Source organism: Streptococcus australis ATCC 700641 (assembly GCF_000186465.1).
GTDB lineage: Bacteria > Bacillota > Bacilli > Lactobacillales > Streptococcaceae > Streptococcus > Streptococcus australis.
The window spans coordinates 1,620,505-1,644,589 of record NZ_GL636091.1; the positions used below are offsets into that span (position 1 = coordinate 1,620,505).

25 protein-coding genes are annotated in these 24,085 nt (G+C 44.9%); 3 read left to right on the forward strand and 22 right to left on the reverse strand.

The window, feature by feature from the left end:
- Window positions 1-7: 7 nt before the first annotated feature.
- Together HMPREF9421_RS07565 and HMPREF9421_RS07570 are read left to right on the forward strand one after the other, a co-directional pair.
- Window positions 8-460, forward strand: coding sequence for a DUF3290 family protein (locus HMPREF9421_RS07565; RefSeq protein WP_006596428.1), 453 nt, complete (start codon window positions 8-10; stop codon window positions 458-460).
- Between the two features lie 28 nt (window positions 461-488).
- Entirely contained in the window at window positions 489-1,088 is a 600-nt protein-coding gene (locus tag HMPREF9421_RS07570) for a YetF domain-containing protein (protein ID WP_081453587.1), read from the forward strand.
- Between the two features lie 75 nt (window positions 1,089-1,163).
- On the opposite strand, the gene HMPREF9421_RS07575 is transcribed toward HMPREF9421_RS07570, so the two are convergent.
- The 18 genes from HMPREF9421_RS07575 to HMPREF9421_RS07660 all read right to left on the reverse strand — a co-directional run bounded on the left by HMPREF9421_RS07575 (window position 1,164) and on the right by HMPREF9421_RS07660 (window position 19,078).
- Window positions 1,164-1,949: an L-threonylcarbamoyladenylate synthase gene (locus HMPREF9421_RS07575; RefSeq protein ID WP_006596430.1), complete on the reverse strand. Its 786-nt coding sequence runs from the start codon at window positions 1,947-1,949 to the stop codon at window positions 1,164-1,166.
- A 97-nt stretch (window positions 1,950-2,046) separates the two neighbouring features.
- Complete coding sequence (leuD, locus tag HMPREF9421_RS07580) at window positions 2,047-2,637, reverse strand: 3-isopropylmalate dehydratase small subunit (protein ID WP_006596431.1); 591 nt, start codon at window positions 2,635-2,637, stop codon at window positions 2,047-2,049.
- An 11-nt stretch (window positions 2,638-2,648) separates the two neighbouring features.
- Entirely contained in the window at window positions 2,649-4,031 is a 1,383-nt protein-coding gene (gene leuC, locus HMPREF9421_RS07585) for a 3-isopropylmalate dehydratase large subunit (protein WP_006597258.1), read from the reverse strand.
- Window positions 4,032-4,033: 2 nt separating this feature from the next.
- Window positions 4,034-4,303 carry a DUF1294 domain-containing protein gene (locus tag HMPREF9421_RS07590; RefSeq protein ID WP_006596433.1) on the reverse strand — a complete coding sequence of 90 codons (270 nt, stop codon included), beginning with the start codon at window positions 4,301-4,303 and terminating at the stop codon, window positions 4,034-4,036.
- Entirely contained in the window at window positions 4,300-5,337 is a 1,038-nt protein-coding gene (gene leuB / locus HMPREF9421_RS07595) for a 3-isopropylmalate dehydrogenase (protein WP_006596434.1), read from the reverse strand. The genes HMPREF9421_RS07590 and leuB overlap by 4 nt, the downstream gene beginning before the upstream one ends.
- An 11-nt stretch (window positions 5,338-5,348) precedes the next feature.
- Window positions 5,349-6,911: a 2-isopropylmalate synthase gene (locus HMPREF9421_RS07600; RefSeq protein WP_006596435.1), complete on the reverse strand. Its 1,563-nt coding sequence runs from the start codon at window positions 6,909-6,911 to the stop codon at window positions 5,349-5,351.
- A gap of 314 nt (window positions 6,912-7,225) precedes the next feature.
- Entirely contained in the window at window positions 7,226-7,882 is a 657-nt protein-coding gene (locus HMPREF9421_RS07605) for a YpmS family protein (RefSeq protein WP_006596436.1), read from the reverse strand.
- Window positions 7,854-8,693, reverse strand: coding sequence for an SGNH/GDSL hydrolase family protein (locus HMPREF9421_RS07610; protein ID WP_006596437.1), 840 nt, complete (start codon window positions 8,691-8,693; stop codon window positions 7,854-7,856). The genes HMPREF9421_RS07605 and HMPREF9421_RS07610 overlap by 29 nt, the downstream gene beginning before the upstream one ends.
- A gap of 53 nt (window positions 8,694-8,746) precedes the next feature.
- Window positions 8,747-10,015 carry a dihydroorotase gene (locus HMPREF9421_RS07615; RefSeq protein ID WP_006596438.1) on the reverse strand — a complete coding sequence of 423 codons (1,269 nt, stop codon included), beginning with the start codon at window positions 10,013-10,015 and terminating at the stop codon, window positions 8,747-8,749.
- An 11-nt stretch (window positions 10,016-10,026) separates the two neighbouring features.
- Window positions 10,027-10,491, reverse strand: coding sequence for an NUDIX hydrolase (locus HMPREF9421_RS07620; protein WP_006596439.1), 465 nt, complete (start codon window positions 10,489-10,491; stop codon window positions 10,027-10,029).
- Window positions 10,492-10,511: 20 nt separating this feature from the next.
- Complete coding sequence (locus HMPREF9421_RS07625; protein ID WP_006596440.1) at window positions 10,512-11,168, reverse strand: uracil-DNA glycosylase; 657 nt, start codon at window positions 11,166-11,168, stop codon at window positions 10,512-10,514.
- Between the two features lie 25 nt (window positions 11,169-11,193).
- Window positions 11,194-12,705 (reverse strand): glycosyltransferase family 39 protein, encoded by a 1,512-nt coding sequence (locus tag HMPREF9421_RS07630; protein ID WP_006596441.1) that lies wholly within the window; start codon window positions 12,703-12,705, stop codon window positions 11,194-11,196.
- 38 nt (window positions 12,706-12,743) lie between these two features.
- Window positions 12,744-13,613, reverse strand: a complete 870-nt coding sequence (locus HMPREF9421_RS07635) for a GNAT family N-acetyltransferase (RefSeq protein WP_006597235.1) — start codon at window positions 13,611-13,613, stop codon at window positions 12,744-12,746.
- Window positions 13,614-13,676: 63 nt separating this feature from the next.
- On the reverse strand, window positions 13,677-14,306 hold the full coding sequence (gene pyrE, locus HMPREF9421_RS07640; protein WP_006596443.1) for an orotate phosphoribosyltransferase: 630 nt from the start codon (window positions 14,304-14,306) through the stop codon (window positions 13,677-13,679).
- A 387-nt stretch (window positions 14,307-14,693) separates the two neighbouring features.
- A complete protein-coding gene (gene pyrF, locus HMPREF9421_RS07645; protein ID WP_006596444.1) occupies window positions 14,694-15,386 on the reverse strand; it encodes an orotidine-5'-phosphate decarboxylase in 693 nt (230 codons plus the stop codon).
- 375 nt (window positions 15,387-15,761) lie between these two features.
- Window positions 15,762-16,700: a dihydroorotate dehydrogenase gene (locus HMPREF9421_RS07650; protein ID WP_006596445.1), complete on the reverse strand. Its 939-nt coding sequence runs from the start codon at window positions 16,698-16,700 to the stop codon at window positions 15,762-15,764.
- Window positions 16,701-16,710: 10 nt separating this feature from the next.
- Window positions 16,711-17,517: a dihydroorotate dehydrogenase electron transfer subunit gene (locus HMPREF9421_RS07655; protein ID WP_006596446.1), complete on the reverse strand. Its 807-nt coding sequence runs from the start codon at window positions 17,515-17,517 to the stop codon at window positions 16,711-16,713.
- A 190-nt stretch (window positions 17,518-17,707) separates the two neighbouring features.
- A complete protein-coding gene (locus HMPREF9421_RS07660) occupies window positions 17,708-19,078 on the reverse strand; it encodes a DUF6688 domain-containing protein (protein WP_006597260.1) in 1,371 nt (456 codons plus the stop codon).
- A gap of 142 nt (window positions 19,079-19,220) precedes the next feature.
- On the opposite strand from HMPREF9421_RS07660, the gene HMPREF9421_RS07665 reads away from it, so the two are divergent.
- A complete protein-coding gene (locus tag HMPREF9421_RS07665) occupies window positions 19,221-20,129 on the forward strand; it encodes a LysR family transcriptional regulator (RefSeq protein ID WP_006596448.1) in 909 nt (302 codons plus the stop codon).
- A gap of 71 nt (window positions 20,130-20,200) precedes the next feature.
- Here the strand turns inward: HMPREF9421_RS07665 and HMPREF9421_RS07670 are convergent, their stop codons facing one another.
- From HMPREF9421_RS07670 to HMPREF9421_RS07685, 4 genes are all read right to left on the reverse strand, one after another.
- On the reverse strand, window positions 20,201-20,932 hold the full coding sequence (locus HMPREF9421_RS07670) for an NAD-dependent protein deacylase (RefSeq protein WP_006596449.1): 732 nt from the start codon (window positions 20,930-20,932) through the stop codon (window positions 20,201-20,203).
- Window positions 20,933-20,942: 10 nt separating this feature from the next.
- Entirely contained in the window at window positions 20,943-21,701 is a 759-nt protein-coding gene (locus HMPREF9421_RS07675) for a hypothetical protein (protein WP_006596450.1), read from the reverse strand.
- Window positions 21,701-22,411, reverse strand: coding sequence for a purine-nucleoside phosphorylase (deoD, locus tag HMPREF9421_RS07680; protein WP_040803271.1), 711 nt, complete (start codon window positions 22,409-22,411; stop codon window positions 21,701-21,703). Before deoD ends, HMPREF9421_RS07675 begins: the two co-directional genes overlap by 1 nt.
- 407 nt (window positions 22,412-22,818) lie before the next feature.
- Window positions 22,819-24,081 carry a chloride channel protein gene (locus HMPREF9421_RS07685; RefSeq protein ID WP_006596452.1) on the reverse strand — a complete coding sequence of 421 codons (1,263 nt, stop codon included), beginning with the start codon at window positions 24,079-24,081 and terminating at the stop codon, window positions 22,819-22,821.
- Between the last annotated feature and the right edge of the window lie 4 nt (window positions 24,082-24,085).

A 24,085-nucleotide genomic window follows, 5' to 3' on the forward strand; every position in this document is an offset into this window, starting at 1 on the left:
GATTTTTATGAAATTCTATTCATATGATTATGTATTGAGTCAGATTAGCCAGCAAAATTGGGTCATGGTGATCATGTCCATTCTCTTAGTGTTGGTAACGGCTTTTTTCGCATTTAAGGCATATAAGGATAAACGTGGAAGTAAGTTCCGTGAATTGTCTATTATTTCTGTCTTAATCTTAGTAGCCGTTGTTTTGATTGGCATTTCAAATTTTCAAAACAATCAGTCTAATGACAATCAATTCCGCTCTTCCCTACACTTTATCGAAGTTGTTTCAAAAGAATTAGGTGTAGATAAAGAAGATGTCTATGTCAATACTTCGGATACGACCGACGGAGCTATTATCAAGGTAGACAAGCAATTCTATCGTGCGATTAGCGGAACAGACCCAGATGGCTATTTACTTGAAAAAATGGACTTATATAAAACAGATGTAGAACTGGTGGAGGTTGAAAAATGATAAGCTTTTTTGCTACAATTGCAATTAAATTGGCCTGGGGCTTCTTTCTCTTGTTTTTGTTATTAACGTAACAGGAAAAGGAAATTTAGCGCCAAGTTCTGCAGTAGACCAAATACAGAACTTTGTTCTCGGGGGTATTATCGGCGGGGTCATCTACAATAGCTCGATTACCATCCTTCAATATGTCGTCATCCTCATCATCTGGACGATTTTGATTCTGTCACTCAAATGGCTTAATACCAATGTTTACTTCATCAAACATCTGATTGATGGAAAACCAACTATTATCATAAAAAACGGAAAATTAGATCCAGAAGCTTGTCGCTCAAAAGGCCTTTCTGCTTCTGACGTCGCTCTTAAGTTGCGCTCTCAAGGGGTCTTCCAATTGAAAGAAGTCAAAAGAGCCGTCATCGAACAAAATGGCCAACTCATAATCGTTCGAATGGGAGAAGAAAATCCCAAATACCCAATCATTACAGATGGTGTAGTCCAAGTAGAAATCTTAGAGACCATCGGTAAAACTGAAGAATGGCTTATGGCCGAACTGAATAAAAAAGGATTTGAAAATGTCGATGACATCTTTATCGCTGAGTACGACAAGGGTGAGATTAATGTCGTGACTTATTAAAGTTGGAAATCAGCTATTCGATAAAATAGACAAGTAAAAGGTCGTTACGAACTGTAACGACCTTTTTTCTATCTTTTAATAGTACTCCCCTTGGCGGTAGTTCCAAGAGTTGAAATGATCAGATAAGTGCATCATGATCTTGTCGATATCCAATCCCTTACGGATCACGACTGGGCAAGTATTGACAGAACGGCTACCTGCTCCTTGTTCTGGGATGAGTTTTCCTTCTGCATCAACCATAGAAACCATCACTCCTTGTTCATAGCGAGTTTCAATAGTCTTGTCTGGTTGGATAGAGGCTACATAATCATCGGCTTCGATGACCAAATCCACGGCACCTTCGATTCGCTCTCCGATTCCCTCGACTTTCCCACGATTTCCTTTACCAGATGGGTTAGCTGAAGAGGCATAAACCATTTTGCCTTCTTTTTCCCACATTTCTTTGGCGATTTGCTCACCAGCTTTACCGAATTTGATGACAAAACAGCTGGTTCCACGAACATCTGTCATGAGTTCTTCACGTCCATCGCCGAAGGCTTGTAATTTGGCATAGGCATCTTCACGCCAAGGAAGGATACAACCAAGCAAGATATCTTCATCCCAATGTTTTTGGTAGAAGGCTTCGATTTCAGGATTCAATTGCGCAAGGGCACGAAGTTCATCCATACTTCCGCAAAGAACGACACCTGGTTTGTTGCGGTTACGTTCTTTGGCTTCAAACTTGCGTTCCAAGCCAGCCTTGTCGCTGGTCATGATGATGTAGCCGACTTTGGTAGGGCAGACGATACAACCACCCTCGCCTTTAAGAATGTCAAATCCTTCTTGTGAAAGTGTTCCGTCCCATTGAATGTGTTTTGTCATAAATTTGTTCCTCTTCTATTTCTTTTTTTCTATTCTATCAAAATTCCCAAAAAGCTTCAATATATTTTCTGAAAATTCTTAATTAACTATACAATTTTTATTGCCAATAGGCGGGCCGATTCTTCTCATAAGCAGCAATCAAGTCCTCGTATTGGAGGGTAATCCCAATATCATCTAGACCGTTGAGTAATTTGTTCTTCCAATCCCCATCGATCTCAAAGCTAAATTCTCCAACAGGCGAGATGATCTTCTGCTCTTCCAAATCCACCGTTACCTCATCTGTCGGCTTCAAGCTTGCCAGCTTTTGACGAACCTCTAAAGGCTGGACTATTGGTAGCATCCCATTATTGAGTTCATTATTGTAATGGATATCTCCAAAAGAGCCGGCGATAACGACTTTAAAGCCATAATCAGCTAAAGCCCAGGCTGCGTGCTCCCGAGAAGAACCAGCCCCAAAATTGTCGCCAGTAATCAAGATGGTTGCCTTGCTGTATTCTGGTTTGTTAAAGATAAATTCTGGATCCTCGGTGTATTGATCATCCAAGTAGCGCCAAGCGTACATGAGGTATTTACCAAAGCCTTTTTTATCAATCAGCTTTAAAAATTGCTTGGGGAGGATTTGGTCGGTATCGATATTATCGTTCATCAAAGGAACCGTAGTTCCCGTATAAATGGTAAATTTCTCCATGATTCCTCCTTTTACTCAACTTCTGGCATTTGGCGCACATCGACAAAGCGACCGGCTATTGCTGCTGCAGCGGCCATTGCGGGGCTACAGAGATGGGTCTTAGCCCCAAATCCTTGGCGGTCTTCAAAGTTTCGGTTGCTAGTAGAGGCACAGTGGACGCCATCCGGCACCTTGTCTGGATTCATCCCGAGACACATAGAGCATCCTGGATCACGCCATTCAAAGCCAGCATCCAGAAAGATCTTATCCAAACCCATTTTTTCCGCTGCTCGTTTGACAGGACGGGAACCTGGAACTACGATGGCGGTTAAATTAGGGGTAATTTTCTTCCCTTCTACGAAACGGGCAGCCAGCTGCAAATCGCTGAGTCTGGCATTGGTACAAGATCCGATAAAGATATAGCCCAACTCGATGTCTGAAGCCTTTTGACCTGGTTGGAGATCCATGTAGGCATAGGCCCGTTCATCATTCATATCCCGAATTTCTGGGAAGGCTGTTTCCACGTCGACTCCCATAGAAGGGTTGGTCCCCCAGGTCACCATGGGTGCTAACTGGGATACATCGATGGTGATGACTCTATCATATGTCGCATCGTTGTCACTGACCAGGGACTGCCAATCGGCTACTGCAGCTTCAAAATCTTTTGGCATACATTCACGACCACGGAGATAGTCAAAAGTCGTCTCATCTGGATTCATAATCCCCATCTTAGAGCCGAATTCAATGGACATATTGCAGATGGTCATCCGCTCTTCCATGGTGAGGCTATCGATTGCTTCCCCTCTATACTCGACCACATGGCCAACCCCACAGGCTACGCCATAACGAGCAATCAAGGCCAAAATATAGTCCTTGGCATAAATCCCCTTCTGAGGCTTTCCAGTAAACTCGACCAAGAGTTTCTTCGGTTTAACCTGCCAGATGGTCTGAGTCGCAAAGACATGCTCCACCTCACTGGTCCCAATCCCAAAGGCAATGGCACCGAAAGCTCCATGGGTCGCCGTATGGCTGTCTCCACAGACAATGAACTTTCCAGGCTGGGTACGGCCAGTTTCAGGACCAACCATATGGACAATTCCCTGTTTTTCTGAACCATGACCTGCATGATCGATCCCAAAGTCCTTGACATTTTCAGCTAATTTATCAATTTGAGCCTTGGAAATCACATCCCGGATATCATAAATGTTAACCGTTGGGACATTGTGATCAAAGGTTCCAAAGGTTAAATCTGGTCTCCGAACCTGTCTACCAGTGTCTCTAAGCCCTTGAAAAGCCTGGGGACTGGTCACCTCGTGGATATAGTGTTGGTCCACATACATGAGTTGGGGCTGGCCTTCCTCACCGGTCACTACATGCCGTTCCCAGATTTTATCAAAAATTGATTTTCCTGCCATCCTTACCTCCATAAAGCGTAGAGTGTGTAAAGTGTGAGAAGGGTTCCTAAGAGCCAGGTGACCTTAAAATACCATTTCTGTGTCTTGTGATGAAAGAGTAGCCCTCCTATCCAGGCTCCAAGCCCTCCAACTGCAAAAGCATAAAAGAGCAAGGTCTTTTCTGGTATCCGCCAGGCATTTCTTTTGGCCTTTTCCTTATCAACTCCGTAGAGAATCCCTACGAAGAGATTCCATAGAAGGATCAAGCCAGTAATCATTCCTTTTACACTCATAATCGTTTTATAATCTCTTCTGTCATTTCTTTTGTCGAAGCACTGCCTCCTAGGTCTCTCGTAAAGATTCCTGCAGCAAGAGTCGTTTCGACTGCTTTTTCAATGCGGCTAGCATCTTCTTCTCGATCAAAACTTTCTCGCATCATCATGGCAACAGAGAGGATCATCGAGACTGGATTCGCCACGCCTTGACCCGCAATATCTGGAGCCGATCCATGAATAGGCTCATACATGCTCGGACCTGACTCTGAATGGCTAGCCGATGGCATAACCCCAAGAGTGCCAGACAAGACACTCGACTCGTCTGAGAGGATATCACCAAAGAGGTTTTCCGTCACGATGACATCAAAGCGAGAAGGATTGGTAATCATGAGCATGGCTGCTGAGTCTACCAACTGGTGCTCCAAGGTCACATCCGGGAAGTCTTGAGCCACTCGATCAGCTACTCTTCTCCAAAGCTTGGAGGTTGCGAGGACATTTTGTTTATCAATGCTAGTGACTTTCTTGCGACGTCCCCGTGCAATCTCAAAAGCCTTCCGCACGATTCGCTCTACTTCTTCAACAGAGTAGTCGTTGATATCCCGTGCTTGATCTTCTTCTAAGATATGCTCTCCAAAGTAGATCCCACCAGTGAGCTCTCGAACCACTACGAAGTCCACACCTTGAATGCGCTCCTCCTTCAAAGGAGAGAGGTGCTTAAGGGCATCATAGATTTTGACCGGACGAATGTTGGCATAAAGGTTGAGCTCCTTACGAAGAGCCAACAAACCTTGCTCCGGCCGAATCGGCGCTTGGTCATACTGAGGACTTCCGATAGCTGCTAAGAGAATGGCATCAGCTTCCTTTGTAGCTTCTAGAGTAGAAGCTGGTAGAGGATGACCTTCCGCATCAATCCCTGCTCCCCCAAATGGATGAGCTTGGACCGAATAGTCAAAATTTGTTTTTTCTGCCACTGCTTTCAGCACGGACAGGCCAGCCTCCATGATCTCTGGTCCAATCCCGTCTCCAGCTAGGGCGACAATCTTCTTGGTCATAGTGTTCTCCTTTAGGCATCTGGTAGATCACGATAGGATACAATGTGACCGATCTCTCCAGCATTCTCTTTTTGCACTAGGGTATTGGCATTGATATAGGCAATCGCTGACGCCTTCAATACGTCAAAGTCTAAACCAGAGGCATTAAAGATGGTATCCGTTGCTTCGTTTTCAACAGTGACCAGTACACGCGCTTGGGCATCAATTCCATCTGTCACCGCATCAATGGTGTAGGAAGTCAGACGAACTTCTTGGTGGAAGAATTGATCAATAGCGTTAAAGATTGCTTCCACTGAACCTTGACCTTTGGCAAGGTATTCAAGAATTTCACCATTTTCATTTTTCAGACTGACTGCTGCAGTGATGCTTTCATCTTCATTGGTTGTGAGACGAAGATCATCAAAGTGGAAGCCTTCTGGATTTTCCACTGTTGTACCGGCAACAAGGGCGCGGATATCGGCATCAGTGATCTCGTGTTTCTTGTCTGCCAGAGATTTGAACTTAGCAAACAATGGCTGGATGTCTTCTTCTGTGAATTCCAGTCCCAACTCATGCAGTTTTTCTACAAAGGCATGGCGACCAGACAATTTTCCAAGAGGGAGGCTATTGCTCTTGACACCCACCAACTCAGGAGTGATGATTTCATAGGTAAGAGGATTTTTAAGGACTCCATCCTGGTGAATCCCAGACTCGTGTGAGAAGGCATTGCCGCCAACCACTGCCTTGTTTTTAGGAATTGGAATCCCAGAGTAACGAGAGACCAACTCAGAGGTGTTGATGGTTTCATTAAGGACAATCGGACTCTCCACTTGGAAATAGTCTTCGCGAATATTAAGAGCGACCGCTACTTCTTCAAGGGCAGCATTTCCAGCCCGTTCCCCAATCCCATTGATAGTACCTTCGACCCGACCAGCTCCATTCTTGACAGCGGCGAGGCTATTAGCGACTGCCATTCCCAGATCATCATGGCAATGAGGGGAATAGATAATCTCACGGTCTGTCTTGACATGGTCGATCAAGTATTTGAAAATAGCTCCGTACTCTGCTGGTGTCGTGAAACCGACTGTATCCGGAATATTGATGTAGCTAGCCCCTGCATCGACTGCCGTCTGGACGACTTGCAAGAGGAAATCCAATTCAGTCCGTGTTGCATCTTCTGGAGAAAATTCAACAACTTCAAACTTAGAACGCGCATAAGAAACGTGTTCCTTGATCGCTTCAAGAATTTCTTCCTTGGTCTTGTTGAGTTTAAATTCCCGATGAATGGGACTCGTTGCGATAAAGACGTGAACTTGCGGATACTTGGCGTCTTTCAAGGCTTCATAGCAAGCATCGATATCGGATTTAACGGAGCGAGCCAAACCTGTCACGGCTGTCTTGGTCAAGACTTTTGCAATCTCCTGCACAGCTGTGAAGGAATCTGGACTGGCTGCAGGAAAACCAGCCTCAATAGCAGAAATGCCCCACTTTTCCAATTGCTTGGCAATGGCAATCTTTTCTTTAATGGAGAAATTGACTCCTGGAGTCTGTTCACCATCCCGAAGACTGGTATCTAAAAATTCAACTTTACGCATAGGGTCTCCTCTTTTCTAAACATAGTGAATAAAATAAAAACATCTCGCCAGTTACCTAAGCGAGATGTTTTGTTACTCCCGCTTGGTAAGCCAAACAGGACTAATGCTTTTGCACTAGCCCGAGTACCTCAACAACAAAGCAAATTGAATAAACTTAGCTGTTTTCATGTTTGACTTTCTCCTTTGATTGATGTCTTGTTTAGTATTTTAGCATAGGGAAAATTGAATGTCAAGAATTTTCTACAATATTCTGAATTTTTTGAATAGAAACAAAATAAAGGCGAAAGTCACTTTCTTACTTTCGCCTGATCTTCTTATTTTTTCCTGTAGAGATCAAAGATGATTTGATCATTGTATAGATCAATGGTATTGGCCTTGACATAGAAATCCATCTCATTTTTAATCTTAGCAAGCTCGATCTTAATCGTCGCTTCTTTGCTATCAATTTTCACAAAGTCAGGTAGATCCTTGTTTGTAGACAGCACCTGCATCACGGTCTTCTTAGGAAGTTTCAAGGTCCCAACTGAAAAATCCTTGAGGGTCAGGAGGATACTCCCATCCTCTAGCTTACTTGGCTGGAAATAGATATAGAGCGGGTACTCCTTCCCTAAAAAGTCCATCCTCCCCTCTAGTAACATCTGTTGGTTGTCTGCATACAGTTGATAATCACTCAAATGATAACTTTTAAGCATGACCTTGATGGTTTCATTTAGTTGAGCCCTAGTTGTGGTCATACTGCCGATCTTGACATCTCCTCCTTGGCTAGGAGTCTGTAGTTGCCGGACATCCTCTCGTACCGTTGAGAAACGAGTCCATACGACTAAACTTGTTGCCAGCAAGAAACTGACCAAGCCTAGAAAGAGCCATTTCCAGATGTTAATCGGCGTTTTTTCTCGTCTCTCCTTAAAATGAGGTCCTGTGGTTGCTGGCTTAACCTTCTTCTCACTCGAACCATTTTTTCTCAGTTGCATGTATTTTCTCCAGTACGGCTTCTTTCATGATCTCGTAGCCTGTATTATTGGGATGGAAACTATCCTCATCATACAAGGCATCATTGGTCACAGTTTCTTTTCCTAATTCGGATTCTGTCACCCCACTCTTGCCATCAATTCCCTTATAGAGGAGGTCATTGATTGGAACAAAGTAGACGCCTTGATAGGCAGAGAGGGTCTCCTCCGTTCTTTGGTTCCACTGATCGACAAGGGTCTGCAATTCCGTTAGATCGGGGAAATTGAGATACAAGGGATTATAGATCCCCACCACGTAAACGGGCAGATCCGGGTTGTCCTTGCGAGCCAATTCGATGATCTGTTTGAGATTTTTCTCATAGGTCTTCGATGCTTTTTCAAAGCGGTCCAGATCTAAGTTACTGGTATCCTCAAGAATGGCCTTTCGCAGGTCATTGCCCCCGACAGTAATGGTCAGTAACTGAGCCTGCTTCAGGTCCTTTCCAATCTCCTTTTTCTCCCGTATGCGTGACAAAATTTGACTACTCGTATTGCCAGAGACACCATAGTTGATCGCTTTGAATTCAAGACCTGTTTCATTGGTCAAACTCTGAGCGAGCAGAGGGACAAACCCTCCTTGATTGGTGCTATCTCCTACGCCTTTAGTCAAGGAATCCCCAATCGCTACATAGGTGACTACCTTCTTTTTGGCACTTGTTGACGGTTTGGTCATCACTGGTTCTGCCGAAGGAAGGAGCCAATTGACCAGAAAAAAGCAGACCAGAAAAGTGACCAAACAATACAAGATCATCTCTAGTATTTTTCTACTATTCATATACTCCTCATTCGTCCAGCTTTCAATTTGACTTTCTTATTTTTAAGTCAGGTTTAGGCTTGGTAGACAATCTTGCCCTGGCAGATAGTATAGGCCACTTGTCCCTTGAGGGATTCACCGACAAACGGGGAATTGGCTGCCTTGGAAGCAAAATGATCAGACACTAAACGGTCAGCATCCGGATCAAAAATCACAATATCTGCTGGTCCACCGACTTCCAAATAGCCCGCTTCAAAATTATATAATTTAGCGGGATTATAGGTCATTTTTTCTAAGAGTTCCATCAAGCTGAGCTCTCCTGCATGGACCAAATAGGTCAAACCAAGCGATAGAGAAGTCTCTAATCCTGTCATGCCGGAAGGAGCCTTGGTGATATCGGCTACGTTCTTTTCATCCGCATGATGAGGCGCGTGGTCCGTTGCGATTACGGTAATGACTCCTGACTTCAAGCCTTCGATGACTGCACGACGGTCTTCTTCCAGACGAAGAGGCGGATTCATCTTGGCATTGCTTCCCTTAGACAGCAAGAGATCTTCAGTCTTAGAAAAATGCTGAGGAGCTACTTCTGCTGTAACAGGAGCACCGATCGCTTGGGCAAACTCGACCACCTTGACACTCTCAGCTTTCGAGAGGTGTTGGATGTGGAGGTGGCCACCTGTTGCGTGAGCAATCATAGCATCCCGCGCTGCCATCGAGTATTCTGCCACTCCAGTCGCTCCGCAAACCTTGAAGTGCTCCCGAGCAATGTGCTCATTGAGTCCCAGAATGCCGTTCAACTCTGGATCTTCTTCGTGGAGACTAATGAAGGTCCCCAGACGTTTGGCTTCTTCCAAAGCCTGACGGACTACCTTGGTACTTTGCAACGGGATCCCATCATCTGAGAAACCGACAGCGCCAGCTTGTAACAAGCCTTCAAAGTCGGTGAGATGTTGGCCATCAAAGTTCTTGGTAACCGTCGCAACGGTCTTTACATGGATGGCTTCCTTAGCAGCAGAATCCAAGACTTCTTTTAAGGTCACGACATCCGAGATTGTTGGAGTGGTATTGGCCATCATGACGACTGTCGTAAAACCACCTGCAGCAGCTGCGAGAGCCCCAGTGTGAATATCTTCCTTGTGGGTCTGACCTGGTTCACGGAAGTGAACGTGAATGTCCACCAAACCTGGCGCTACCACCTTGCCACTCGCATCGATAACTTGGGCTCCTTCATAAGAAAGAGATGGACCTATTTCCACAATTTTCCCCTGATCTACCAAAAGATCACATACTTGGTCCAAACCAGTTTTTGGATCCATTACCCGACCATTTTTAATGACTAACATCTTCTACTCCTTTATTCATAGAAATCAACATGGGTCTCTAGCAAGCGATCCCCATCATAGCGGAACATAGCTGAAAAGAAGGGTTTATCCTCCAAGAGCCACTCAACAAAGGTGTGGTCCCCCTCCCAAGTTGGCTTACTTAAGACTTGATCATAAGGCACCCACTCCAGCGTCCCTTCGTTACACTCGATGAGTTCCCCTTCAAACTCAGTCACCTTGAAGACATAGGTGTACCAGTCTAGATCGGGAGTAAATTCAGGGAAGGTGATAATTCCTTTTAGAACTGGCTTAGCAACTAGACCCGTTTCTTCAAGAATTTCTCTAGCAGCACATTCTTGAGGAGTTTCCCCGCGTTCTAATTTTCCACCAACACCGATCCATTTGCCTTCATGGACATCATTGGGCTTTTTATTGCGATGAAGCATCAAAAACGCTTCTCCATTATCGATATAGCAAATTGTAGCTAATTGTGGCATTATTTCTTCTTTCTATTTTCCTAACTTCGCAGCCAATCAATCGGCTCGCGACCCATCTCTGTTAAATAAGCGTTAGCCCTTGAAAAAGGACGAGAGCCAAAGAAACCGCGATAGGCCGATAAGGGACTGGGATGGGCACTCTCAATAATCAAGTGTTTGCTTGCATCAATCAAAGACTTCTTCTTCCGAGCATAGGCACCCCACAGAATAAAGACAACATGCTCTTCCTCTTGACTGACTAGGCGAATAACTGCATCTGTAAACTCTTCCCAAATCAGGCCAGCGTGCCCATTGGCTTGGCCAGCAGGCACTGTCAGACAGGCATTGAGTAAGAGAACCCCTTGCTCTGCCCAAGGCGTCAAGTCATGGGAAGGCTTAAGCCCCACATCTTCCGCCAACTCCTTTAAAATGTTTTGCAAGGATGGAGGTGCTAGGATATCATCCGGTACAGAAAAGCTGAGCCCCTGTGCTTGACCAGGACCGTGATAGGGATCCTGACCCAGAATCACGACCTTAACCTCTTCCAGATTCGTTGTCTTTAAGGCCTGAAAAACCTTTTCACGAGGTGGGTAGATGGTCCCTGATGCATAGACCTGATCTAAAAATTGATTGATTTGCTTAAAGTAGCCCTCTGGAAGCTGCTCCTTAAGCAATTGGTGCCATCTTGAATGTTCCATCGCTTCTCCTTACAGTATAAAATAATTAACCGTTCTCTTGAGATTTCCTTGGACCAGCAGCCAAACCAATAGAGGCTAACAAGAGAATTTGTGGTAGAAATTGGATCAGATAACGAGTCTTGCCACCTTCAAAGATGGTCAAAAAGAGAAGACCACCAAAGACAGCAAGCGATAGGAAGTGGAAATCGTCATCGTTCTTCTTCCTGAGATAGACAAGGACCAGGCCAGCTGCCATCACAATCCAAAACAACTGTTTAACGAACTCATAATAACGATACTGAGGACGATCTGTACTTAAGAAGTAGGTACGAATCCATTTGGCAACTGGTAAATCCTTGGTATAAGGCTCGTAAAGAGGGTTAATGACCGGAGTCTTTTCGTATTCAACATCCCGATAGAGCCAACCAAGTGTCCCTTCTGCAACCGTTAAGGATTGCTTGGTATAAAGATGTCCCAGGAGTCCAATCGGACCATATTCCTTCAAGCGCCGTTTGATTTCTTTAATGATATATTCGTTCTTGAACATCCCATTATTGTACTCGTCTCGCTTATCTTCGTCGACATATTTCAAGAGCCCTTCTTTCATATCTGCTTGGTTGTGCCCAATATCCGTCAAGCCCAAGTTAATAAACAAGAGCGGTCCTTTAGCCAGCCCTTCCCCTTTTAAAATAGGGACAGCTGTTTGGTGTTTGACAGCTGTATTCAGAGCTCCAAAGACCAGACCAGTTGATAAAAGGGTTAAAGCAAAGACTTTTCCAAAGACCTTCCACTGCCCTTTAAAGAAGAGGACCATCCAAAAGGCCATCACGACAATAATAGTCGTCGGACGAATCAGCATAGTAAGCCCTGATAAGAGGCCTAGCCACAAGGATGTCTTCCATTGTGCACCACTGTCGCTCTCTTTTAAGAGATCCAAGGCTAGCCCTAATTGCAAGGCGATGAGAGGAAGAGGCGGAATATCCGTATACATGGAGTAAAAATAAGGGGAATAACAGATTAAGACCACATAGAGGGTATACACCCAGTCTGCCACTTTTTGGTCATAATGTTTCAGCCCTAAACGATACAAGAGGATAGCTCCTGCATTCACAAAGACCATATTGAGAACTTGCATGACCCAGAGGCCCGCTCCACCAAAGAGTTGGTAGAAAAAGCGTTCGTACAAGAACAAGGGAAGATTATTGGGATTCCGGCTCAGGTAGCTAGAGATAGAGGACTCTTTTAGAAGGCCAAAAGCTCCCGTATAGACCACCGCAGCATCCCGACGGATTAAGAGTTCCGCAGACAGCATAAAAACAATCTGAACTAGAATCGCTCCAACCATCAATCCAGTCTTGTATTTCATCAACCAGGCAAAGGCCCTTTTGAGATAGGAGCGACCAATATAAGCTAGGAGAAAGATAAGTCCCCCAACTACAAGGCCCCATCCCGAAATATCTTTTAGGTAGACGACACTAATGACAAACCAGTGCACCATCAGGAGCAACATAACCAGATGGAGCACCCCAAATAAGATGTTTTTACTTTTTACTAACATAGCTCCATTATAGCAAAAAATAGGGATTTCGCTGGATTCTATCGGCTCTCCATCAAATAGAGGACTTCAGTTTGGATGGTGAAGCCAAGCCCTAGATATAGACTCAGGGCTGCTTGATTCTTTTTTTCAACGACAATCTGAAATTGCTGCTCCACTTCTGCAGCCATCTGATTCATCACACTTCGTAAGAGATAGCGTGCGTACCCTTTGCGGAGATGATCCGGGTCAACGGCTAATCCAAAGAAATAGGTCGTTCCCTGAGATAGATCCACCGTAACAGAAGCAAGAACTTGCTCTTGGTCACGCAAGACAAAGAGACGGGTATCCTGCCCCTCGAGAGACTCGGTCGCATACTTGAGGGCATAGTCAAGATCTGTCTCAAAAGCCTTGGATTGAAAATGCGCGATCTCTTGGAGCATGGACTCCTGAACTTCTAACACCATCAGCCCTTCTCTCTTCTCATGGTCGGTGACCTGACAAGTTGCCTCCAACCACAGTTCGTGGTCTTCCTCCTCTGCCTCCACAAAATGAAAATGACTGAATAATTCCGGATGTTGCTCCAAAAACCGAACCTCTGATACATACAGTCGGTCTTCTAACTGATAGTCTTGGGCCAAGTCCATAAAGTCTTCCCATAAGGAACGAGCAATCCCTTGTCTACGAAAAGAAGGTGTCACAAAGAGCTGAACCTCAGCTTCTTTGGGTTCATCCGCATAGATGGACAAAAATCCAACCAGTTGTCCCTCCACCGATGCAAGGATAAAGGCTGGCATCGTTAAATCAGCATTATAGAGATTATCCAAATAGGGCAAGCGATAAGTATGGTCAATTTGGTGACAGGCTCTTACAAGCTGTTCACACTGCTTTTTTTCTTCTAAACTTAGACGAATCCGTCTTTCAAGCTTCATGAAATTTCCTTTCATCACAAAAACAAAAGGAGAGCCAAGCTTTGGCCCTCCTCCATTATTTCTTTAGTCTTGCCAGGTTTCTTGGTTTTCTTTGAAACGGCGTAACAGTTCCAAACCTTCATTAGTGATATAACCCTGTTCTTCAGCCAAATGAATCAATTCAGTATAGTTTGACAAGGTTTCAAGTTGAACGCCAGCTTCCGCAAATTTCTTATCTGCTTTCTCCAATTGGTAGGTGAAGATAGCCACCACACCAAGGACATCTGCTCCTTCACGCTTCGCAGCTGCGACAGCATCTAAGACAGACCCACCAGTAGAAATCAAATCTTCAACCACCACCATCTTTTGACCTTGTGGTACACGGCCTTCGATTTGGTTTCCAGCACCATGGTCTTTTGGTTTGCTACGAATGTAGGCAAATGGCAAATTCATCTTGTCCGCAATAATGGCACCATGAGGAATCCCCGCAGTTGCCGTTCCAGCAATCACTTCTACTTCTGGGAAAGCTTCCTTGATTTTGTCCACGAAGCCATTTTCAATCAAGGTACGAGTTTCTGGATAAGCGAGGGTCACACGATTATCCGTATAAATAGGGGACTTGATCCCAGAAGCCCAAGTAAAAGGCTCTTCTGGTTTCAAATAAACAGCTTCAATTTTTAGAAGATGGCTGGCAATATCTTTAGCTAATGACATGATAACTCCTTTTTTACGATTTTAATCGAATACGAATTAAATCAATGATTTATTTTTAAATAACTGTACAGGTTAGTAAATAGTTTAGGGAAGGCTCTATCAGGCTTCCCGTAGAACTACAAAAGTTTAACTTTTAGTAGCAATTAGTGTTCCGACGATTATGAGAATAAAACGATACTTTTTATTCTCATAATCTAGTGAATAGTTTAGGGAAGGTCCTATCGGACTTCCCGTAGAGCTACAAAAGTTTTACTTTTACTTGCAATTATTATTCCGACGATCACAGAAGAGAAACGATTTTTTCTCTTCTGTGATCTAGTGAATGCGTTAGGGAAGGTCCCATAGGACTTCCCGTAGAGCTACCAAAAGTTCCACTTTTAGTAGCTCTTACGCATTCCATTGTCTCTTAATTTCATGGTAGGCATCCCATGGGTTTTCTGCTTGTATGATCGGACGTCCAACCACGATGTAGTCTGAACCGATGGCATGGGCTTCTTGTGGGGTCATGACCCGTTTTTGGTCACCAATTTCTGCTCCTGCAGGACGGATCCCTGGGGTGACGCAGACAAACTCTTCGGATGTAGCTTTCTTGATCAAATCTACTTCATGGGCTGAGCAGACGACACCATCCAAGCCAGCTTCTTGAGCCTTACGGGCATAATTAACAACTGATTCTTGGACAGTGGTTTGGATGTTTTGGCAATCTCGCATGTCTTCTTCACTGGTAGAGGTCAACTGAGTCACCGCCACCAACTTAGCTCCTGGTCCAAGTGCCTTTTTGGCTTCGCGCATCATCTCTACACCACCGGCTGCATGAACTGTCACCATATCCACTCCAAAGGTACCTAGGACAGACATGGCTGACTTAACCGTATTTGGGATATCGTGCAATTTTAGATCCAAGAAAATGCTATGGCCACGACCTTTCAGATAGTGAACAATTTCTGGTCCGACTGCATAGAAAAATTCCATTCCGATTTTTACAAAAAGTTTTTCATCTTCTGGGAAATGTTCTAAAAAGTTTTTGACATCTTCAAAAGCTGGAAAGTCAAGGGCGATGATGGGACGTTCTTCACGCATGGGTTTCTCCTTTTTATGGCTGACATTTTTTCCACAAAAAAACCTTGCCCGAGGCAAGGTTACACGAAAATTAGGTAGTATCTACCCTGATTCACCGTCTAGACCTTAGGAGCCTCTCTGGACCACTTTAAAGGTTTTTCTACATTGTAGTACGATATGAAAGAAAAGTCAAGAAATAATCATAAAACGTTCGGATTCAATCTGTTTTTTTCATTCTTCGACTAGGTAAGATTCACAAACATGTCAAATTCTTGACGAAGATTCGATTTTCCTGTAAAATTTTTGTATGCTGAGTAAGGGTTGTTTTAGTTGTAGCTTACTCAGTAGCCTGTTGGAGTTGTAGCCAGCAGGCGTTTTTTGTTCTCTTGATGATCCTTATAATAGATTTTCTCGGACATGCCGACGCAAATCTTCCAAGCTAGTTATTCCATACTGATCCATGACCTTTGGTAAGTCTTGGATAATGGTCGGACAAGCATATGGATCTGTAAAGTTAGCAGTTCCGACTCCGATTGCAGAGGCACCAGCAATCATCATCTCAATAGCTGCTTCTGCTGAATCCACGCCACCCATGCCAATAATCGGCAGTTTGGTCGATTGGGCTACTTGGCGGATGAGTTTCAATGCTACTGGGAAGATAGCTGGTCCTGACATACCTCCGGTGCCATTGGCAATGATGGGCTTGCCTGTCTTGAGGTCAAAGCGCATCCCGACCAGCGTGTTGATCATGGTCAAGCCACTCGCTCCTGCATCTTCTGCAGCCTTGGCGACTTGAGTAATGTCCGCCACACTAGGTGTTAATTTGACATAGACAGGGACGGAGGAAGCTTCTACCGCTGCTTTTACTGCATCATAAGCCAACTCTGGAACCTGTCCGATTAAGAGGCCATTGTTGCCATGATCTACGTTTGGACAAGAGATATTGAGCTCGATGGCCTTGACATTTGGCGCTTGCGAGATCTTGCCAGATACCGTTGCATACTCTTCATTGGAGAAGCCAGCTACATTGGCGATAATCGGTAGCTCCGGATAATGCTGGGCCAACCAAGGAAGTTTCTCTGCTAGGACCACGTCTACGCCTGGATTTTGGAGCCCAATGGCATTGAGCATGCCTGCTGGCGTCTCAGCAACGCGTGGTGTCGGATTTCCGAAGCGAGCCTCAGCAGTTGTCGCCTTGATCATAATGGATCCAAGCAGGTCTAAGTCATAGTATTTGGCATATTCCTGACCAAAGCCAAAACAGCCAGAAGCCGGAATAATGGGATTTTTCAAGTCTAATCCTGGTAAGGATACAGCTAATCGATTACTTGTCATACTTTCCTCCCTACATCACAATCGTACCAGTTTCAAAGACCGGTCCGTCTTCACACACGCGCTTATTAGCTGCTTGGCTTTCATTTTCCAGATGCACTACACAGGCATAGCAAGCACCCATCCCACAAGCCATACGCGATTCCATAGAAATGTAGGCGCGAGGATGGTCATGGAATTTGGTATTGACATATTTGAGCATACCAGGTGCCCCACAAGAATAGATAGCATCAAACTCCTGGTCCATCTGATCAACGATTGTTGACACATAACCCTTGGTACCATATGAACCATCGTCTGTTGTAATGGTGACTTGGCCGTACTGCTTCAATTCTTCTTCCAGGATCACAGCTTCTTTATTGGCAAATCCAAGGACAGAATGGACTTCTACTCCCTGCTCATGTAGCTGTTTGGCCACTTGGACCAAAGGAGGCACTCCGATCCCTCCGCCGATAATTAAAGCACGCGCCCCTTGACCAAGACCTTTTAGGTCAAAGCCATTTCCTTGAGGACCCATGACACTGAGGAACCTACCGACAGGCAGCTGAGAAAAGATGGCTGTCCCTCCCCCTTCTACCCGATAGATGAGGCGACAGGTCTGGCTGTCTGGATCTATCTCAGAGATAGAAATGGGACGACGGAGGAGCTTAGAGTCATCCGGTACACGAATATGGAGAAACTGCCCCGGCAACATCTGCTCCACCATTTCCCCCTTCAAGACCATTGAAAAAATCCGTGGCGCAATCTCTTCTTGAGCGATTAACTCCATGTCTTCCATCATGATTTTTCCAAACCGTTTTTTACAGCTGTCACTGACCATTGGTTTCCTCTTCTTTCTTCCAGCAAAAAAGACCTCGCAAAAGCAAGGTCCTACAAATGATCAGCTAGACTCAGTCCGCTGATCTTTTTTCTGTCTTTCCTTGCAGGCCTCTCTGGACCCCTTAAAGGTTAAATTTGTCTCATTATATCGCTCTCCTTGTCGCTTGTCAAGTAGAAGCCGATGGCTCCGCTCATTTCCCATCTGTCTCAGGAGAAAACCCTTCTGGTACCGGTGGGATATACTGTAAAGCGATGCGATTTTCTGGCTTGCGATCGACCAAGTAGAGAACCAACAAAAAGACCCATTCCAGGGGCTTCATCAGATAGTAAATGACATCCATGGCCCATTTCTTCTTGATATGTTTGGCAAAGGGATAGCCATAGCGGTCATAATTGCGACGCAGGAATCGATGGAAACGTGGCGTCTTTTCTTCTAGAACCTGCTCAAAGGCATTGGAAATACAGAGCTGGCGATTCACCACAACAGGATGACCGTGCCGGACTCCCATCTGTTGGGGCTTGACAACTTTTTCATGGCCACCAGCCGCAACCGTACAGAGATAGTGCTCATCCATGATGAGATTCTGAGGAGGGATCTTTTCCGAAAAGGTCCAGTCTGCCGTATTGGTCCAGGCCTTGACCAAGCTATCAGGACGTTGACCAAAGAGCATGAGGATCATGACCAATAGCGCTAACAAGGGGAGGGCAAAGACGACTGCCAACCAAGGCCAGTGTTTGGATTGGTGGAGGATCAGGTGAAAGCGCTGGAGAATTGGATTGTCATAGGCCCTATTGGGATCAGACTCGCCCTCCCACTCCTTCATCCTGGTCCGCAGAAGACTAATAGAATAAACCAACAAGAAGACCGTGTGACAACCGATGACTTGCACCTGGATGTCAAATACCACTACTAGCACCAATCCCATCAATATCCCACTGATACAAAAGATATTCAAAAGTGGGGACAAGGAATTGGCATCTCGGTAAGAATAGATGACCAAAGCTAGGAAGGAAATCAGTGCCAAAATAAGGATCGTCGGTAGCGCCTCCGACCAAATCATGGTATGCTTCTGCTCATTAATGAGCTGCTGGGTCCAATCATAACTCGTCAAATCTTTTACTAGATAGATGACGAAGAATTCCAGGATGCTGCCAAAGACTCCTATCCAAAGGATCACAAAGTACTTGCGATTGTTGACCCTTCGTTTAATTTTTTCTTCTTCTTTCTCTTCATAGACACCGACTAGCTCCTTTTCCAGGGTCTGGGCCTGTATCGTAGACCAGCGAGAAATAACATACAGAATCACAAAGATATTTGGAACAAAATAACTAACCACTAGGGCATGAACAAGAATTGTAACACTGTAAATTCCGACTCCAAAAATAGCATTCCAGAAACCCAAAGATTGGATATTTCCTGGCAAGCTCCTGATAATTAGAAAGACAGACAAACTAAGAAATATCAGGAAGTTGGTCATAAAGTTTATCTTTACTAAACTGGCTAAAAATTTAGTTTCCAGTTCCTGGTTCCATTTTTTGTACCAGTGAGCAATTCTTTTCATAAGGCCTCCAGAGATCATCTTTTCCATCATTCTATCAAGCTACAATCAATCCTTCAATTCTAAACCTGTTTTATAGGAAAAAATCCTCCTAGAGACTGATACTAGCTAGGATTTTCTGTCAAAAGTATGTTAAAATATAAGCATGAGAATCCAACAATTACATTACATTATCAAAATCGTCGAAACAGGCTCTATGAATGAAGCGTCCAAGCAACTCTTCATCACCCAGCCAAGTTTGTCCAATGCTGTGCGGGACTTGGAAAAAGAAATGGGGATTGATATCTTCATCCGTAATCCCAAAGGGATTACTCTGACCAAGGATGGAATGGAGTTCCTTTCTTATGCCCGTCAAGTTGTCGAGCAGACCCAACTCCTAGAAGAACGCTATAAAAATCCAGTAGCCAATCGGGAGCTCTTTAGCGTATCCTCCCAGCACTATGCCTTCGTTGTCGAAGCCTTCGTCTCTCTCCTAAAGAAAAGCGACATGGAGAAATACGAGCTCTTTCTACGGGAGACTAGAACCTGGGAAATCATCGATGACGTCAAGAACTTCCGTAGTGAGATCGGTGTCCTCTTCCTTAATGGGTACAACCGGGATGTCCTTTCAAAAATGCTGGATGACAGCCACCTTAAGGCAACCCACCTCTTCACTGCCCAACCTCATATCTTCGTCAGCAAGACTAACCCTCTAGCGAACAAAGAGGTGGTGAAATTAGAAGATCTAGAAGACTTCCCTTATCTCAGCTACGACCAAGGGACCCACAACTCCTTCTACTTCTCAGAAGAGATCCTCTCCCAAGAGGATCACAAGAAGTCCATCGTTGTCAGTGACCGTGCCACCCTCTTCAATCTCTTGATTGGTCTAGACGGCTACACCATTGCGACTGGGATCCTTAATAGCAACCTCAATGGAGACAATATCGTTTCCATCCCGCTAGATATCGATGATCCAATCGAGCTGGTCTACATCCAACACGAAAAAGCTAGCCTCTCTAAGATGGGTGAAAAATTTATCGAATACTTACTTGAGGAAGTCCAATTTGATAAATAAGAACTAACTAGCTACACAAGCACAATAAAACACCTGAAACAAGTGGGTTTCCACTTCTCTCAGGTGTTCTTTTATTGTCTTAATTTCGAAAACACTTCCCCAATCTTCCCTTCGATGACCAGGTCTGCTTGCTTGTCCTGTGGGATACTGGTCTTATTGATGACGACCAGCTTCTTCCCTTGGAAATACTGGATCAAGCTGGCTGCTGGGTAGACAACGAGGGAGGTACCACCGATAATCAGTAGATCAGCTTCTTGGATGGCTTGGGCTGCTTGGCTAAAGACCTCCATATCTAGAGGTTCCTCGTAGAGGGTTACATCCGGCTTGACCACCTTACCACAATCGAGACAGTGTGGAACAGGCCCTTCCAAAGCTAGAAAGGACTCTAAATCATAAAAGCGCTGGCAACCGGTACAGTAATTACGGTCGGCACTACCATGGAGTTTCAAGACTTTTTTAGACCCTGCCATTTCATGGAGACTATCAATATTTTGCGTCACGACTGCTTTGAGTTTACCAGTTTCTTCCAGCCAAGCCAGATAGCGATGGGCTGCATTGGGCCTGGCATCTGGATAGAGCAGGTACTTCTTGTAAAAGTCGAAAAAGTCCTCTGGATAACGCTCAAACATGGTATGAGAGACCAGTTGCTCAGCCGTAAAATGCCGACCCAAGGTGACACTATAGACCCCATCTGAGCTACGAAAGTCTGGAATATTGGACTCCGTTGAGACGCCAGCCCCACCGAAAAAGACGATCCGTTTACTCTGATCAATGATTTCTTGCAAGTCTTTTATTTTATCCATGTATTCCTCCTTACAAGAGTGCTTCGATAACAGCATTGGCCTGATCGAAATAAAAAGGTTCTCGCTGGTAAACAATCCCCGTCTCCTGAGCCAAGCTCACCAGAAGCTCCATAAAATGCTGGGAAGAGAATCCAGTCGTCCGGTGGAGTTCCTCTTCATCAAAGGGTTTGATCAAGTGAGCTAGAGGATTGCGGACAGATTTCTCCAACTCCCGCAGTTGCTTGGCCGCATCCTTAGTGGAATCCGGCAAGTCCAAGTGTAAGATCAACTCCGTCAAACTGGACGAATTGACCGCACTCTCACTATGGAATTGTTGCAAGGCTGGATTGTCAGAGGCCCGAATCTTGTCAAACTTCCAATGGTCATAGCTGGACTCCTTGGAGTTGTGGATGTAGTCTGCAATATCTGGGATTTGCATCTCAATCAAGCGCATAAAGATCCGATAGATAGCAGGACTCACCGCCCGAATGAAGTCAATAATCTGCTCGTTGCGAAGCTTGGCTTCTAAGTCATACAGATAGTTCGCCAACTGTTCCTCTTCTGGGTCCTCATGCCAAAAAAGCTGAAAACCAGTCACTTCTAGCAACTCGGTTCTCAACTTTTGGTTCATGATTGGTTGGATATTGAGCTCTCGACGCTCGGCCATTAACCGCAATAAGGTCAAGACCAGCTCTGGCAAGCTCTTCTGCTTCTTAGCAGAACGAAGGGCCCGACTATACTGGTAGGTCTGAAGGTCGTAGAGCCACTCATCATGAAGGTATTCTGTCATTAGTCTGCGATCAAGGTTTCAAGACCAACTTTCATCATGTCTGTGAAAGTATTTTGACGTTCTTCAGCTGTTGTATCTTCATCTGGATTGACCAAACTGTCTGAAATAGTCATAATAGCAAGCGCATCAACATGGTGTTGAGCAGCAAGATAGTAAAGAGCTGCTGCTTCCATTTCTACAGCTTTGACACCCCACTTACCAAGTTCGATGTTCTTTTCACCATAGTTTGAATAGAAGACATCAGAAGACAAGACATTACCAACGTGAGTCGTCATGCCAAGGTCCTTGGCAATGTGGTAGGCCTTATCTAGCAAATCAAAGCTTGCGATTTGTGGGAAATCGTATTGAGGCCAGTCGTTACGGATGATGTTTGAGTTGGTTGCGGCAGCTTGTGCCAAGACCAATTCACGGACGTGGACATCGCCATTCAAAGAACCAGCTGTACCCACACGGATCAATTTCTTCACACCGTAGTCGACGATCAACTCACGCGCATAAATAGAGATCGATGGCATCCCCATCCCAGTTCCCATGACAGATACACGGTGACCCTTGTAGGTACCGGTGTAACCAAACATGTTCCGAACTTCGTTGAAGCAAACAGCGTCTTCTAAAAAGTTCTCAGCGATAAATTTCGCACGAAGAGGATCTCCAGGAAGGAGAATTTTATCAGCAATTTCACCTTGCTTAGCAGCAATATGGATAGACATAATTAAGATATAAAGGGTGACAGAGAACAAAGTAAAAATAGGAAACTGACGACGCATCGCAGATGCTAGACAGTTTATCTTTTTTACACAGTTCTCCGCCCGTATTCAGTTCAGCGAATACAGTTAACCCATCCTTTCTTTTTTTATTGAGTGTTTTGAAAAGCTTTCCGCTCGTGTTCAAATCAGAACACATGCTCTACCTTTCTGTGTGTATTTTTTAGAAAGCTTTCTGCTCATGTTCAAATCGCAACACAAACTCTAGCTTTCCGAATTCATCATAGAGGCCAGGCATCAAAAGTGGGGTTTATTCCACCCCCAACAACCCTGGTTCCTTATATGCTTAGTTAAATTATACCATAAGAAGATAGGTTTCATCTAGCTTGTAGGGTAAATCACCTACATAAAAACTACTGAATCTTATCTACTGGAGACTCCTTGATTTTTTTCCCCATGAGATGATCCAATCCTTTGGAGAAACCAACAGTTAGAAAAGCTGTCAGCAAGAGATAGGGTAGAGCTGTTAACCCTTGTCCCGTAAACCCAAGGACCAAGCCAGTTGCAGATAAGGGAGCTTTTAAGGTCACTGTCAAAAAGCAAACCGAACCTAGGAGAAAGAAAGCTGGAGTATTTCCAACACCAAGTACCAAAGAGATGAGGGCTGCTCCTGCCATTCCCAGTGCAAAGGAAGGCGTCAGAGTCCCTCCATAGGCACCTGCCCAAAAGGTAAGCAGAACGACTAGAGCTTTTAGGGTAAACAGGAGTAGAATCGTCTGCCATGTGGCCCCATTGAGGATTTCCTGAGCCATCATCCGCCCATTTCCAAGCAGGTGGGGCTGGAAGCTTGCTAGACCAGCTAGGAAAACAAATGCTAATGGCAAAGTGATAAGAATTCGTTTGTCCTTGATTCGATGATTGGCGGCCTTCTTTGTGAAACGGGCAAAGAGCCAGGCGACTGGAGTCAGGAGGGCAATGAAGATAACCATCTGCCACAAGACTGTAGGTGACCAAGTTATTTCGGGCACTTGATAGAGGGCTCTGTCTGAAATGACCCAACCCGCCGTATAAGTAGCCACATAAGTGGTAATCCCAGCCAAGACAAAGCGTTTCATCGAAAATGCCAGCCCCAAGGTTTCAAAGATAAAAAAGACACTGGTTAGTGGCACTTGGTAGACCGCTGCCAAGCCTGCGCCAGCCCCGCAAGCGATTAGAAACATGCGGTCCTGAAACGATAAGTCTAGTACTCGTCCAAGAGGAGGCGCCAACAAGGCCCCAATCTCCCGTGGTGCTACTTCTTTTCCTACTGGTGCACCAGCTCCTACAGCAATTATTTGCCAGGTGGAATGGAGCATCTGCTTCCAGAAATGAAGGCGAGTACATGAAGATTCCTCCTTCATCTGGCCCTTAACAGAGAGAATATTTCCCTTTCGCTGTAGGAGATACCAGACCAAGGCTGAGCTGGCACCAACAAGAAACAGACTGAGCAAAATCCGTGAAGGCGCCACTCCATCCGTCAAGAAGCCAGACTGGTGCTCTGAACGACCAAAAGCCAATCCTTCCACTAACTCTAAAAGGTAATGAAGCAGGATACCCGCTAAACCCGAAACAAGCCCAAGCAGACAAGCTGCTAGGACTAGTCTTCGTTTATTGGGAATTGTTTTAAGGGATCTCACAATT

Coding starts and splice junctions, on each gene's coding strand:
- HMPREF9421_RS07565 (WP_006596428.1), top strand. CDS start 8: ATGAAATTCTATTCATATGATTATGTATTGAGTCAGATTAGCCAGCAA.
- HMPREF9421_RS07575 (WP_006596430.1), bottom strand. CDS start 1,949: ATGACAAAACACATTCAATGGGACGGAACACTTTCACAAGAAGGATTT.
- leuD (WP_006596431.1), bottom strand. CDS start 2,637: ATGGAGAAATTTACCATTTATACGGGAACTACGGTTCCTTTGATGAAC.
- leuC (WP_006597258.1), bottom strand. CDS start 4,031: ATGGCAGGAAAATCAATTTTTGATAAAATCTGGGAACGGCATGTAGTG.
- HMPREF9421_RS07590 (WP_006596433.1), bottom strand. CDS start 4,303: ATGAGTGTAAAAGGAATGATTACTGGCTTGATCCTTCTATGGAATCTC.
- leuB (WP_006596434.1), bottom strand. CDS start 5,337: ATGACCAAGAAGATTGTCGCCCTAGCTGGAGACGGGATTGGACCAGAG.
- HMPREF9421_RS07600 (WP_006596435.1), bottom strand. CDS start 6,911: ATGCGTAAAGTTGAATTTTTAGATACCAGTCTTCGGGATGGTGAACAG.
- HMPREF9421_RS07605 (WP_006596436.1), bottom strand. CDS start 7,882: ATGCAACTGAGAAAAAATGGTTCGAGTGAGAAGAAGGTTAAGCCAGCA.
- HMPREF9421_RS07610 (WP_006596437.1), bottom strand. CDS start 8,693: ATGAATAGTAGAAAAATACTAGAGATGATCTTGTATTGTTTGGTCACT.
- HMPREF9421_RS07615 (WP_006596438.1), bottom strand. CDS start 10,015: ATGTTAGTCATTAAAAATGGTCGGGTAATGGATCCAAAAACTGGTTTG.
- HMPREF9421_RS07620 (WP_006596439.1), bottom strand. CDS start 10,491: ATGCCACAATTAGCTACAATTTGCTATATCGATAATGGAGAAGCGTTT.
- HMPREF9421_RS07625 (WP_006596440.1), bottom strand. CDS start 11,168: ATGGAACATTCAAGATGGCACCAATTGCTTAAGGAGCAGCTTCCAGAG.
- HMPREF9421_RS07630 (WP_006596441.1), bottom strand. CDS start 12,705: ATGTTAGTAAAAAGTAAAAACATCTTATTTGGGGTGCTCCATCTGGTT.
- HMPREF9421_RS07635 (WP_006597235.1), bottom strand. CDS start 13,613: ATGAAGCTTGAAAGACGGATTCGTCTAAGTTTAGAAGAAAAAAAGCAG.
- pyrE (WP_006596443.1), bottom strand. CDS start 14,306: ATGTCATTAGCTAAAGATATTGCCAGCCATCTTCTAAAAATTGAAGCT.
- pyrF (WP_006596444.1), bottom strand. CDS start 15,386: ATGCGTGAAGAACGTCCCATCATCGCCCTTGACTTTCCAGCTTTTGAA.
- HMPREF9421_RS07650 (WP_006596445.1), bottom strand. CDS start 16,700: ATGACAAGTAATCGATTAGCTGTATCCTTACCAGGATTAGACTTGAAA.
- HMPREF9421_RS07655 (WP_006596446.1), bottom strand. CDS start 17,517: ATGGTCAGTGACAGCTGTAAAAAACGGTTTGGAAAAATCATGATGGAA.
- HMPREF9421_RS07660 (WP_006597260.1), bottom strand. CDS start 19,078: ATGAAAAGAATTGCTCACTGGTACAAAAAATGGAACCAGGAACTGGAA.
- HMPREF9421_RS07665 (WP_006596448.1), top strand. CDS start 19,221: ATGAGAATCCAACAATTACATTACATTATCAAAATCGTCGAAACAGGC.
- HMPREF9421_RS07670 (WP_006596449.1), bottom strand. CDS start 20,932: ATGGATAAAATAAAAGACTTGCAAGAAATCATTGATCAGAGTAAACGG.
- HMPREF9421_RS07675 (WP_006596450.1), bottom strand. CDS start 21,701: ATGACAGAATACCTTCATGATGAGTGGCTCTACGACCTTCAGACCTAC.
- deoD (WP_040803271.1), bottom strand. CDS start 22,411: ATGTCTATCCATATTGCTGCTAAGCAAGGTGAAATTGCTGATAAAATT.